Source organism: Modicisalibacter tunisiensis, from assembly GCF_020148005.1.
Lineage (GTDB): Bacteria > Pseudomonadota > Gammaproteobacteria > Pseudomonadales > Halomonadaceae > Modicisalibacter > Modicisalibacter tunisiensis.
On record NZ_JAGXFD010000001.1, the window covers coordinates 1,450,457 to 1,462,492 of the forward strand.

The 12,036-nt window shown below is 69.3% G+C and carries 9 protein-coding genes; 5 read left to right on the forward strand and 4 right to left on the reverse strand.

The genetic code is table 11. From position 1 onward, the window contains the following. Nucleotides 1-39: 39 nt before the first annotated feature. A complete protein-coding gene (gene sbcB / locus KGQ91_RS06780; protein ID WP_224420610.1) occupies nt 40-1,530 on the forward strand; it encodes an exodeoxyribonuclease I in 1,491 nt (496 codons plus the stop codon). 29 nt (nt 1,531-1,559) lie between these two features. Here the strand turns inward: sbcB and KGQ91_RS06785 are convergent, their stop codons facing one another. Both KGQ91_RS06785 and KGQ91_RS06790 read right to left on the reverse strand, forming a co-directional pair. Beyond that, nucleotides 1,560-4,397, reverse strand: a complete 2,838-nt coding sequence (locus KGQ91_RS06785) for an insulinase family protein (RefSeq protein ID WP_224415771.1) — start codon at nt 4,395-4,397, stop codon at nt 1,560-1,562. Then, nucleotides 4,397-5,083 carry an SOS response-associated peptidase gene (locus KGQ91_RS06790; RefSeq protein ID WP_224415770.1) on the reverse strand — a complete coding sequence of 229 codons (687 nt, stop codon included), beginning with the start codon at nt 5,081-5,083 and terminating at the stop codon, nt 4,397-4,399. Before KGQ91_RS06790 ends, KGQ91_RS06785 begins: the two co-directional genes overlap by 1 nt. Nucleotides 5,084-5,298: 215 nt before the next feature. Here KGQ91_RS06790 and KGQ91_RS06795 point away from each other — a divergent pair, with 215 nt between their 5' ends. After that, nucleotides 5,299-5,913, forward strand: coding sequence for a TetR/AcrR family transcriptional regulator (locus KGQ91_RS06795; protein ID WP_224415769.1), 615 nt, complete (start codon nt 5,299-5,301; stop codon nt 5,911-5,913). Continuing rightward, nucleotides 5,910-7,793: an MFS transporter gene (locus tag KGQ91_RS06800; protein WP_224415768.1), complete on the forward strand. Its 1,884-nt coding sequence runs from the start codon at nt 5,910-5,912 to the stop codon at nt 7,791-7,793. Before KGQ91_RS06795 ends, KGQ91_RS06800 begins: the two co-directional genes overlap by 4 nt. A gap of 6 nt (nt 7,794-7,799) precedes the next feature. Here the strand turns inward: KGQ91_RS06800 and KGQ91_RS06805 are convergent, their stop codons facing one another. Continuing rightward, nucleotides 7,800-9,083 (reverse strand): HlyC/CorC family transporter, encoded by a 1,284-nt coding sequence (locus tag KGQ91_RS06805; protein WP_224420611.1) that lies wholly within the window; start codon nt 9,081-9,083, stop codon nt 7,800-7,802. 75 nt (nt 9,084-9,158) lie between these two features. Continuing rightward, nucleotides 9,159-9,959: a cytochrome C assembly family protein gene (locus KGQ91_RS06810; RefSeq protein ID WP_224420612.1), complete on the reverse strand. Its 801-nt coding sequence runs from the start codon at nt 9,957-9,959 to the stop codon at nt 9,159-9,161. A 219-nt stretch (nt 9,960-10,178) separates the two neighbouring features. Between KGQ91_RS06810 and ffh the strand changes: the two genes are divergently transcribed. Beyond that, complete coding sequence (ffh, locus tag KGQ91_RS06815; RefSeq protein WP_224420613.1) at nt 10,179-11,600, forward strand: signal recognition particle protein; 1,422 nt, start codon at nt 10,179-10,181, stop codon at nt 11,598-11,600. A 168-nt stretch (nt 11,601-11,768) separates the two neighbouring features. Next, nucleotides 11,769-12,032 (forward strand): 30S ribosomal protein S16, encoded by a 264-nt coding sequence (rpsP, locus tag KGQ91_RS06820; protein ID WP_163648295.1) that lies wholly within the window; start codon nt 11,769-11,771, stop codon nt 12,030-12,032. Nucleotides 12,033-12,036: the final 4 nt, after the last annotated feature.

Consider the following 12,036-nt stretch of genomic DNA (forward strand, 5'->3'; position numbering starts at 1 on the left):
AGGCTGGGCGCTTTCCTCTGAGGCGTTGGGAGAGCGTGCATGGCCCGTCGCGGCGATTCGCAGCAGACCTTTCTCTGGCACGACTACGAGACGTTCGGCGCCGACCCCCGGCGTGACCGGCCGTCCCAGTTCGCGGCAATCCGTACCGACGGCGACTTCCGGGAGATCGGCGAGCCGCTGACGCTCTATTGTCGGCCGGCCGACGACTACCTGCCCTCGCCGCAGGCCTGCCTGATCACCGGCATCACCCCCCAGGCCGCGCTGCGCCGCGGGCTGCCCGAGATGGCCTTCGCCGAGCGCGTCAATGCGCTGATGAGCGAGCCCGGCACCTGTGCGCTGGGCTACAACAGCCTGCGCTTCGACGACGAGGTGTCGCGGCATCTCTTCTATCGCAACCTGCTCGATCCCTATGCCCGCGAATGGCAGAACGGCAATTCGCGCTGGGACCTGATCGACGTGGTGCGTGCCTTCCATGCGCTGCGCCCCGACGGGATCGCGTGGCCCCGGCGCGAGGACGGCTCGCCGAGCTTCCGGCTCGAGGACCTCACCGCCGCCAACGGCATCGCCCACGCCGGTGCCCACGATGCCCTGGCCGACGTGCGCGCCACCATCGACCTGGCTCGCCTGCTCAAGCGCTGCAACGCCCGGCTCTTCGACTACCTGCTGACGCTGCGCGACAAGCGCGTCGTGGCCCGCCAGCTGAACGTGCCGGCGGGCAAGCCGATGCTGCACATCTCGCGCCGCTATCCGGCCAGCCGAGCCTGCAGCGCGCTGGTGATGCCGCTGGCCGAACATCCCTCGAATCCCAACGGCGTGATCGTCTACGATCTCGCCGTCGATCCCGCGCCGCTGTTCGAACTCGATGCCGCGGCGATCCGTGAACGGGTCTTCGCCAGCGCCGACGAACTCAGCGAGGGCGAGTCGCGCATCCCGCTCAAGGTCATCCACATCAACCGCAGTCCGGTGGTCATGCCGGCGACCTTCCTCAAGGACGTCGACGGGCCGCGGCGTGGCGAGTACGGCGACATCGTCGAGCGCCTGGGGCTGGACATCGCCGCCTGCCGCCGCCACTGGAAGGCGCTGAGCGGCCGGCCCGAGGCGGCGCGCAAGGCGGCCGAGGTGTTCGCCGAGCCGCCTCCCGAGGGCCCTCGGGATCCGGATTTCATGCTCTACTCGGGCAGCTTCTTCTCGCCGGCCGACCGCCAGCAGATGCAGCGGGTCCACGAGACGCCACCGGAGTCGCTGGGCGACACCGTCTTCGCCTTTCAGGATCCGCGGCTCGAGGAGATGCTCTTTCGCCTGCGCGCGCGCAGCTACCCGGACACCCTGAGTGCCGAGGAACAGGCGCAGTGGGAGGCCTACCGCTGGGCGCGCATGAACGATGCCAGCCTCGGCATCCTGACCCTCAAGGGCTTCGCCCGCGAGATCGAGCGGCTCAACCAGCAGCCGCTCGGTGATCGCGAGCGGCAGATTCTCGAGGAGCTGGTGATGCACGTCGAGGCGATCGTCCCGCCCCAGGCCTTCGGGTAATCGCCCGCCTCGTGGCGGGCGGGCTGCTTTCAGCGAGTTTCCGGCAACGGCGTGAAGCCGTCGGTCAGTTCGCCGACGTTACTGGCAGTGTCGCCGGGCGCGAAGCGAATGCTCAGCGGCGTGCTGTCGCGCAGGGCCTGCCAGGCGCCGCGAACGTCCTCCGGCGTCAGCGCGGTGACCGTCTCGGCGAGGTGCCGGCGGCGCTGGAAGTCGGGCGTCGGGTGGACGGTTTCCTGCCACAGCCGTCCGGTCAGCTCGGACAGCGACGAGGGGCGCTCCAGCAGATGGTCATGAACCGCCTTGCGATAGGGCGCCAGGGTCGCCTCGTCGAGGCCGGCGATGCGCTGGTCGAAGTCGCCCAGGAAGGCGTCCATGCGCGAGCGGATCGTCGCCACGTCGGTGCTCGGCGACTGCACCAGCAGGCCCAGCCCCGGGGCGTCGAGCAGCGGCTGGTAGCCGGCGTTGACGATGTAGCCGAGCTGCTCCTGAGTGCGCAGCCGGCTGTAGAAGGGCGCCTGGATCAGCTGGCCGAGCACGGCCAGGCGGGCCTGGCTGGCGAGGCTGCGGTCCGGCCCCTGGAGATAGCGCAGCACGGCGCTGTCGTTGCGCGTCGAGGCCGGATGCAGCACGGGCGGCGTGGCGGGCACGGCCAGCGGGGCCAGCTCGGGCACGCCGGCCTTGTCGAGGGTCGGCGAGAGCGCGCGCCGGACCAGCGTGTCGACCTGCCGGGCCTGGTCGGCCTCCAGATTGCCCACGGCCATGCTTTCCAGATGCAGCCGGTCCAGGAACCGGCGACGATAGTCGCGAAGGGCGTCCAGCGAGGTGTCGTCGAGGGCCGCGAGCAGGGTCTCGGGGGACCAGCTCGGGCGCATCAGGGCATCGCCCAGGGTGCGCTGCATCTGCTGGTAGAGCGGCGAGTCCGGGGCGTTCTGCCACTGCTGCTTCAGCTGCAGTCGGACCCGCGCGACGCTGTCCGCGTCGATGGCGGCCGTCTTCAGCTGCTCGAGCACCCGTTTCACCAGCACGTCCTGATGATCGCGCCACCCCGAGAAGGCCAGGGTGATGCCGCGGCCGTGGGCATAGGCGGAAAACGACTGGCCGGCCAGGCGGGCGGGGTACAGCGCCTCGTTGAGGCTGTCTCCCAGCCAGCCGGCGAGCAGGCGAGCGAGCACCGCATCGCGCGGCGTGTCGGCGGCGTCCGGGGTCTGCAGGCTGAAGCGCCACTCCACCCGCGGCGTGCCGAAGTGGCTGTCGGGCCGGTACCAGAGGGTGTGCTCGGCGGTGTCGACGAGCGCCTTCGGCGGCTGGGCCTCGAGCGGCAGTACCTCGAGGTCATCGGCGATGTAGGGGTTGTGGCCGGGCAGGGCCAGGCCGTCGAGCGGCGTGGCCCCGGGCCAGTGGTCGACCCGGGCGAGGCGGTAGGGCGCGTCGAACCAGCGGGTGGTCTTGTCGCCCTCGACATCCGGACCGCTGTAGACGCGCAGCAGGTGCTGCGGCGTCAGCCGGCCGAGCAGGTCACGCAGCTTGCCGGGCTCGAAGCCGTCCATCCGGTAGGGGCCGTACTGGGCATCCTTCAGGGGATAGTAGCTCAGGTTCATGGCCAGGCTGCTGGCCGTGTGGATCGGCTCGCCGCGCTGCTGGAAGCGGAAGTCCTGCTCGGCGAGCTCGGCCTGCTCGCGGTAGCGCCAGGCGTCGATGCCGTCGTCGCGGATGCGCCGGATCATCGCGAACAGGCTGGCCTGGATGCGGTCGAGATGCCGGGCGCCCTCGGGGGTCAGGTCGACGTTCACCACGAACAGGGCATCGTCGCCGTCGCCGCGGGCGCTGCCCGCCGACAGGCCGTCGGCCCAGCCGGCGCGGCGCAGGGCCGCCAGCAGGCTGCCCTCGCCCTCATGGCCGAGCAGGTTGGCCAGGTAGTCCACCGGCTTGTGGCGATAATCCTGCTGCGGGTCGGGAATCGGGAAGGCGAAGCGCACCTGGCGATGCTGCTTGAGGCTCTGGACTCGCAGTCGGGCCGGCAGCTGGGCCGGGGTCACCAGGGCCTCGGGGATCGCCGGGCGCGACAGGCCGCGGTCGGGCACCGCCGAGAAGTCCTGGCGGACCCAGCTGCCCAGCTGGTCCAGTGGCTGGGGGCCGATCACCACCAGATCCATGACGTGGGCCCCGTAATGGGCCTTGTAGAAGTCGATCAGCGACTGGCGCAGCGGCTGCTGGCCGTCCTTCAGCGTCTCGAGGCTGCCCACCGAGAAGCGCGTGGCGGGGTGGTCGGGGTTGAGCGCCCGGTCCATGGCCTCGTTGACCCGCCGGGCATCGTCGCGCAGGCGTGCCTGGTATTCGGAATGCACGGCGTGGCGCTCACGGTCGACATACTCGGCGTTGAAGCGCGGGGCGACGAAGAACTGGCTGAAGCGATCGAGGGCGCCCTTGAGCGCCGTCGGCTCGATGTCGAAGAAGTAGTTGGTGTCGCGGTCGGCGGTGAAGGCATTGTGATCGCCGCCGTGCTGGCTGATGAAATGCTGGTAGCTGTCGGCCTCGGGGTACTTGTCGGTGCCCAGGAACAGCATGTGCTCGAGAAAGTGGGCCAGCCCGGGGATGGCGTCGGGGTTCTGGTCGCTGCCCGCCGCCACGTTCATCGCCGCGGCCGCCTTGTCGGCGTCGGGATCGTGGATCAGCAGCGCCTCGAGGCCGTTGTCGAGGGTCAGGGTCCGGTAGTCGCGCTCGTCGTTGGGGCTGACGATCACGCCGCCGGAGGTCGGCAGGGACGCCGCGGTGCTCGGGGCGTCGGCCGCCGCGGCCGCGGCGGGGCCGCCGAGCGCGGTGGCGATGACCAGCGCCCAGGCGCCGAGGGGGAGTCGCAGTGCAGGCATCATCTCTCCTGTTCGGGGTCCCAGCGGAGCATCCGGCCGGTGGGGCGTCCGCAGGCCCAGTCCTGATTCGAAGGATCATTCACCTGTCTTGATACCGGAAATGCGCCCAACAGTTCCGCAGGCGCCGGTTTCAGCAGGGCCCGGGCCGTGGTCAGCGGGGTGGCGGGATCGAGCCAGGCGGCAAGGTCCGCGGCGGCGATGAGGGCCGGAAGGCGGTCGGTCAGCGGGCTCAGCAGCGGGCTGGTGGCCACCGTGATCAGGGCCGTGGAGTCGGTCCAGGTGGTCAGGGTGGTGTGGTAGCGGCACCACAGGGCGGCCAGCAGCAGCGGGCCGCGATCGGCGCGAGTGATCAGGAACGGCTGCTTCATGCGTGGCTGGGGCCGCCAGGCATAGACACCGCTGGCCGGCACCACGCAGCGCCGGGCAGCGAAGGCGTCGCGAAACATCGGGCGTTCGTCCAGCGACTCGGCCCGGGCGCAGTGCGGCGCGTGATCGAGCACCTTGAGCCAGGGCGGCGTGAGGCCCCAGAACAGGGTGGCGAGGTACGGCTCGCCGCTTTCCAGGCGGATCGCCGACAGCGGGTGGCGGGGGGCCCGGTTGGGGCTGGTGCGCAGCGGCTGGTCACGTCGCAGCGACGGCACCAGGGAGTTGAGCGCCAGGTCGGCGATGTGCAGGCGTCCGGCCATCGGGCCTCCCGATCTCGATAGGCGAGCGAAACGACACGGGTCCGCCGGGACCCGGCCAGCCGTGTCGCGGGTGGCATGGTAGCAGTCGCCCCGGGAAACCGGGTAGCGCAAGGGCCTCGACAGGCTTGCGTTTGCGCGCGGTGTCGATATGCTGGGGTGAAAACACTGTTCGACCACGCCGTCCCCCGGGGACGAGCGACTGACGAGGCGATTTCATGGCACGTCCCAGACAGCACGCGCCAGAGGCGCTGCATGCCCAGGTCATGGCAGCATGCGATGCCTGGCTGCGGGAAAACCCCGTGCACACGCTGTCCCTGCGTGCGCTGGCGCGCGAGATCGGCTGTGCGCCCAGCACCCTGCTGAAGCTCTATGGCAGCTTCAACAATCTGTTGCAGTACGTCAACATCCAGACACTGGAGCATCTGGGCGGCGCCGTCGAGGGACTGCACGACGCCCCGCCCGAGCCGCGGCTCAAGTCGCTGGCCCTGACTTACTGGCAGTTCGCGCAACGCGAGCCCTACCGCTGGCAGCTGCTCTTCGACTACCCGCTGGCCCAGGAGGGCGAGCTCGATCAGCGCCAGCACAGCATGATCGAGGGGCTGTTCACCCGGGTCGAGGCGACGCTCAAGGAGTACCAGCCGGCGCTCGGCGACCTGGATGCCCGGCGCATGGCGCGAACCCTGTGGGGCAGCGTGCACGGTCTGGTGCAGCTGGGGCTCAACGAGCGGCTGGGCTACTGGCAGGGGCAGCCGCTCGAGGTCAGCGAGCTGCTCGACCAGCTGCTCTCCACCATACTCGCCGGCCTCAGGACATCACCGGGGACGGCATGAGTCGTTCCCTGCTGCTGCGCCGCGAGTTCGCGCCCTTCTTCTGGACCCAGGCACTGGGCGCCTTCAACGACAATGTCTTCAAGAACGTCCTGCTGCTGCTGCTGACCTTCGTCGCGGTACCGCGTTTCGGCTGGGACACGGGGCTGCTCAACAATCTGGCCGCGGGGCTGTTCATCCTGCCGTTCCTGTTGTTCTCCGCCTGGGGCGGAACCCTGGCGGACCGTCTCGACAAGCAGGTGCTGGTGCGCCGGCTCAAGCTGCTCGAACTGGCGACCATGACCCTGGCGGCGGCGGCGGTGTGGTTCGAGCAGTTCCTGCTGCTGCTGGCGCTGCTGTTCCTGATGGGGACCCAGTCGGCGCTGTTCGGGCCGGTCAAGTATGCCATCCTGCCACAGCACCTGCCGCGCACCCAGCTGGTCAAGGGCAACGCCTGGGTCAATCTGGGGACCTTCGTGTCGATCCTGCTGGGCACCCTGCTGGCCGGCGTGCTGGCCTCGCTGGGGGGAGAGCTGGCCCGCGGCGCCATCGCTGCCGCGTTGATCGGCGTGGCGGTGATGGGCTATCTGGCCAGCCTGGCGGTGCCGGCGGCACCGTCCAGCGATCCCGGGCGCGTCAGCTGGCAGCCGCTGGCGGGCAGCATTGCCGTGCTGCGCGACAGCTGGCGGCATCGGCGCATCTTCCGGGGGCTGCTGGGGATCAGCCTGTTCTGGTTCCTGGGCGCCTGCTACCTGACCCAGCTGCCGGCCTGGGTGCGCGACATGGTGCACGGCCAGGAGACCGCGGTGAGCTGGCTGCTGGGCGCCTTCGCGCTGGGCGTCGGCGGCGGGGCGCTGCTGTGCGCGCGGCTGTCCGGCGGGCGGCTCGAGCTGGGGCTGGTGCCGCTGGGGGCGCTGTTGATCGCGCTGGGGGGCTTCGACTTCGCAGCGCGGCCGGCCCTGGCGGGAAGCGGGACGGGGCTGCCCGCGCTGCTGCTCATGCCCGGCTTCTGGCGCATGAGTCTCGACCTGGCCCTGGTCGGCGTGGGCGGGGGGTTGTACATCGTGCCGCTCTATACCCTGGTGCAGGTGGCCAGCAGCGACGGTCACCGGGCGCGGATGATCGCCGCCAACAACCTGCTCAACGCCCTGTTCATGATCCTGGCCGCGCTGTTCGGCATCCTCCTGCTGACGGTGCTCGAGCTGCCCCTGTCGGCCTTCTTCGCCGCGCTGGCGGGGATGGCGCTGGTCATCTGCCTGGGCGTGGTGGCCCTGAATCCCCGGGCGGTGCTGCGTCTGGCGGTCTTCACGCTCATGCACCTGTTCTATCGGCTGCGCTTTCGGGGCCGCAGCCGGGTGCCCGCCGAAGGGCCGGCGCTGGTGGTCTGCAATCACGTCAGCTTCATGGATGCGCTGATCATCGGCGGCGCCTGTCCGCGGCCGCTGCGCTTCTTGATGGACCGGCCGATCTACGAGTCGCCCGGGCTGAGCTGGTTCTTCCGCCTGGCCGGGGCGATCCCGGTGGACTCCGAGCGGCGCGACCCGGGCGGTGTGCGTCGGGCCATGGCGGAGGTCAGCCGGGCACTGCGTGCCGGCGAGGTGGTGATGGTGTTCCCGGAGGGGCGCCTGACCACCGACGGCGAGATCCATCGCTTCCGGCGCGGCGTCGACATGATCCTCGCCCGTGACGCCGTGCCGGTGGTGCCGGCGGCGCTGGCCGGACTGTGGGGGTCGTGGACCTCGTATTGTCACGGGCGAGCCTTTTCCACGCGTCCGCGTCGCTTTCGGGCGCGGGTGGCGCTGGTCTTCGGCGAGCCGGTGGCGCCCGAGGCGGCCGATCGCGGGACGCTGGAGGAGCGCGTGCGCGCGCTCAAGCGCGAGGCCGACGCCTTCCTGAGCGACTGAGCCCTTTCAGGCGTTGCGCTGGCGGCGGACCGGAGGCTGCCAGCAGCGCGCCGCGGTGATCAGGTTGTCCTTGACCTGCAGGATTTCCATGCGGGTCTGGCCGAGCTGCAGGCAGGCCGGGGCGTCGGGGAAGGACTCGAGATGCTCGATGATCAGGCCGTTGAGGGTCTTGGGGCCGTCGGTGGGCAGCTGCCAGCCCAGCGTCTTGTTGATCTCGCGGATGTTGGCGGTGCCCTCGATGACGTAGCTGCCGTCGTCCTGCAGGTGAATCTCCTGGTGCATGCCGGCCACGTCGGTGGTGAACTCGCCGACGATCTCCTCGAGGATGTCCTCCAGCGTCACCAGACCTTCCACGTCCCCGTACTCGTCGACCACGATGCCGATGCGGCGCTTCTGCTGCTGGAAGTTGAGCAGCTGGGTGTGCAGCGGGGTCGACTCGGGGATGAAGTAGGGCTCGCGGGCTTCCTGCACGATCGAGGCCTTGGTGACCTCGGGTCTGGAGAGGAAGCGAGCGGCGTTGCGCAGGTGCAGGATGCCGATGACGTTGTTGATGTCGCCCTTGTAGACCGGCACGCGGGTGTGCTGGCTGGCGCGAATCTGGGCGAGGATGCTGTCGAGGTCGTCGTCGAGGTCGATGCCGGCGATCTCGTGGCGCGGCACCATGATGTCGTTGACCGTGACGTTCTCGAGATCGAGGATCGACAGCAGCATCGACTGGTGACGCCGCGGGATCATGGTGCCGGCCTCGTGGACCACGGTGCGCAGCTCGTCGCGGGACAGGCTGTCGGCGCCGCCCTCGATGTTCTTCACCCCCATCAGGCGCAGCAGGCCGTTGGAGATGGCGTTGACCAGCCACACCAGCGGGTAGAGCAGCTTGAGCAGCGGCTCCAGTGCCAGCGACGACGGATAGGCGATGCGCTCGGGCTTGATGGCGGCGTAGGTCTTGGGCGTGACCTCGGCGAAGATCAGCACCACGATGGTCAGCGCCAGGGTGGAGATGGCCGGGCCGGAGACCTCGCCGAAGTAGTGGATGGCGATGATGGTGCCGATCGAGGCGGCCAGGTTGTTGACGAAGTTGTTGCCGATCAGGATCACGCCGATCAGCCGGTCGGGGCGGGAGAGCAGGCGCAGCACGCGCTGGGCGCGACGTTCGCCGCTTCTCGCCTGATGGCTCAGGCGGTAGCGGTTGATCGACATCATGCCGGTCTCGGAACTCGAGAAGTAGGCAGACAGGAGTATCAGCAGGGCAAGCAGGCCGAACAGCAGTCCCAACGGGATGTCGTCGCTCAAGGTCGGAGGATCCTCAGTCGCGTACCAGGCTCGTTTGTAGGGAATGGGAGCGCGCGGTGTCAAGGCGCGACGTGGCTAGACGTCGTGGAAGACCACCTCGATGGCGAACTTGCTGCCGAAGTAGGCGAGCAGCAGCAGCAGGCAGCCGCCGAGCGTCCAGCGGGCCGCCCGGGCGCCGCGCCAGCCGAAGAAATGGCGCCCGGCGAGCAGGGCGGCGAAGATCACCCAGGCGGCCAGCGACAGCACGGTCTTGTGCACCAGGTGCTGGGCGAACATGTTGTCGATGAACAGCATGCCGCTGATCAGCGAGACGGTGAGCAGGATCATGCCGGCCCAGATCAGCTCGAAAAGCACCCGCTCCATGGCGGTCAGCGGCGGCAGCGACTGCACCAGGCCGCGGGTATGGTGGCGGCGCAGGGCCTGATTCTGGCGGGCCAGCAGCATGGCCTGCACGGCGGCGATGGCGAACAGCGCGAAGGCCAGGATCGAGGTCAGCACATGGACCATGATGCCCGGTGTCAGGCCGGCGGGGTGGCTGCCCACCGGCAGCTCGGTGGCCAGCACGATGGTCAGCGCGGCGAGCGGAAACAGCCCGGCGGCGGCGCTGAGCACCGGCTTGATGAAGCTCGTCAGCACCAGCAGGATGGCCACCAGCCAGCTGATCAGCGAGGCGCTGGCCGAGATGCCCAGGCTGACCTCGCCCAGCTCGCGCAGGGCGGAGGCCACCACCACGGTATGACAGGCCACGGCCAGCAGGCCGAGGCCGCGGACCAGGACCGGACGGGCGGGGACGCGGCGCAGCAGCACGAGGCTCTGCCAGGAACCGGCGCCGAGATAGAAGGCGATGGCCAGAAACGCGAACGGAAGCACCTGCATGAGGACCTAATCGACCCGTGGAGTGGCTCAACGAGAGAGAATCATTCGCGGGTCACTATATCGGAATCGCCCGGCGCCGCCCAGCCTGATCGCGGCGCGGGGCAAGCATGGAGACGGCGCGGCGTAACGCGTATAATCGTCGGCCAACGCGTCGGCACCCGCCGGGCCGGCCATCACGGCCCGCCCCGGGGCCTCGTGCACCCACTGCCGGAGAGTCACATGTTCGAAAGTCTCTCGCAACGTCTGTCGAGGACGCTCAAGTCGATCACCGGTCAGGCGCGCCTGACCGAGGACAACATCAAGGATACGCTGCGCGAGGTCCGCCGGGCGCTGCTCGAGGCCGACGTCGCCCTGCCCGTGGTCAAGGCCTTCGTCGAGCGCGTGCGCGAGCGGGCGGTCGGCCAGGAGGTCTCGCGCAGCCTGTCGCCGGGCCAGCAGTTCGTCAAGATCGTCCAGCAGGAGCTCGAGGCGATCATGGGCGAGGGCAACGTCCCGCTCGAGCTCAAGCAGCAGCCGTCGGTGATCCTGATGGCCGGCCTGCAGGGGGCGGGCAAGACCACCTCGGTGGCCAAGCTGGCCAAGTACCTGCGCGAGCGCGAAAAGAAGAAGGTGCTGGTGGTCTCCGCCGACGTCTATCGCCCGGCGGCCATCGACCAGCTCGAGACGCTGGCCAGGGAGGTCGAGGTCGACTTCTTCCCGTCGCGCAGCGACCAGCAGCCGGTGGCCATTGCCGAGGCGGCGCTCAAGCACGCCCGTATCCAGTTCCATGACGTGGTGATCGTCGATACCGCGGGGCGCCTGCACGTCGACAGCGACATGATGGACGAGATCCAGGCGCTGAATAAGGCCATCGCGCCGCAGGAGACCCTGTTCGTCGTCGATGCCATGACCGGCCAGGATGCCGCCAATACCGCGAAGGCCTTCCACGAGGCCCTGCCGCTGACCGGGGTGATCCTCACCAAGGCCGACGGTGACGCCCGCGGCGGGGCCGCGCTGTCGGTGCGCCACATCACCGGCAAGCCGATCAAGTTCATGGGCATGGGCGAGAAGGTCGATGCCCTCGAGCCCTTCCACCCGGATCGCGTGGCCTCGCGCATCCTCGGCATGGGCGACATGCTGTCGCTGATCGAGGAAGCCGAGCGCACGGTGGACAAGGGCAAGGCCGAGAGGTTGGCCAAAAAGGTCAAGAAGGGCGACGGCTTCGACCTCGAGGACTTCCGCGACCAGCTCCAGCAGCTCAAGAAGATGGGCGGCATGGGCGGCCTGATGAGCAAGCTGCCGGGCATGGGGCAGATGGCCGAGATGGCCCAGGGCCCCGGTGTCGAGAAGGAGCTGGGCAAGCTCGAGGCGCTGATCAATTCGATGACGCCGAAGGAGCGCCACAAGCCGGAGATCATCAACGGCTCGCGCAAGCGGCGCATCGCCGCGGGCGCCGGCCTCCAGGTGCCCGACCTCAACCGTCTGCTCAAGCAGCACAAGCAGATGCAGAAGATGATGAAGAAGGCCGGCAAGAAGGGCGGCATGCAGAAGATGATGCGCGGCATGGGCGGCATGCCGGGCATGGGCGGCTCCGGTGGCATGGGTGGCCCTGGCGGCATGGGCGGCCCGGGCGGCTTCGGCGGCGGCTTTCCGAAGCGCTGAACGGGGCGCGCCGGCCGCGTTGTCAAGGAAAAAGGTTCCCAAGCCGGGCCGATTTCCGTAAAATGCTGCGTCTTCGTGGCAGGCTGCGCGTAGGCGCGTGGCACGAGATGCCGTCGCCGCGAGTGCGGCGGCGTAATGTCTGAATTCAACCGAAGGACTCATAACGCAATGGTTACCATTCGTTTGGCACGGGGTGGCGCCAAGAAGCGTCCCTTCTATCACGTGACCGTCAGCGATTCCCGCAAGTCTCGCGATGGCCGTTTCATTGAGCGCGTCGGCTTCTTCAACCCGGTCGCCCGGGGCCAGGAAGAGCGCCTGCGTCTTGACCTGGACCGCGTCAGCCACTGGGAAGGCCTGGGCGCCCAGGTGACCGAGCGCGTCGCCGAGCTGGTCAAGGAAGCCCGCAAGCAGCAGGCTCAGGCCCAGGCCTGAGGAT

Excerpts from the sequence above, each read along its gene's own strand:
- KGQ91_RS06800 (WP_224415768.1), top strand. The coding sequence starts at position 5,910 with ATGAGTCGTTCCCTGCTGCTGCGCCGCGAGTTCGCGCCCTTCTTCTGG.
- sbcB (WP_224420610.1), top strand. The coding sequence starts at position 40 with ATGGCCCGTCGCGGCGATTCGCAGCAGACCTTTCTCTGGCACGACTAC.
- KGQ91_RS06795 (WP_224415769.1), top strand. The coding sequence starts at position 5,299 with ATGGCACGTCCCAGACAGCACGCGCCAGAGGCGCTGCATGCCCAGGTC.
- ffh (WP_224420613.1), top strand. The coding sequence starts at position 10,179 with ATGTTCGAAAGTCTCTCGCAACGTCTGTCGAGGACGCTCAAGTCGATC.
- KGQ91_RS06790 (WP_224415770.1), bottom strand. The coding sequence starts at position 5,083 with ATGGCCGGACGCCTGCACATCGCCGACCTGGCGCTCAACTCCCTGGTG.
- KGQ91_RS06785 (WP_224415771.1), bottom strand. The coding sequence starts at position 4,397 with ATGCCTGCACTGCGACTCCCCCTCGGCGCCTGGGCGCTGGTCATCGCC.
- rpsP (WP_163648295.1), top strand. The coding sequence starts at position 11,769 with ATGGTTACCATTCGTTTGGCACGGGGTGGCGCCAAGAAGCGTCCCTTC.
- KGQ91_RS06810 (WP_224420612.1), bottom strand. The coding sequence starts at position 9,959 with ATGCAGGTGCTTCCGTTCGCGTTTCTGGCCATCGCCTTCTATCTCGGC.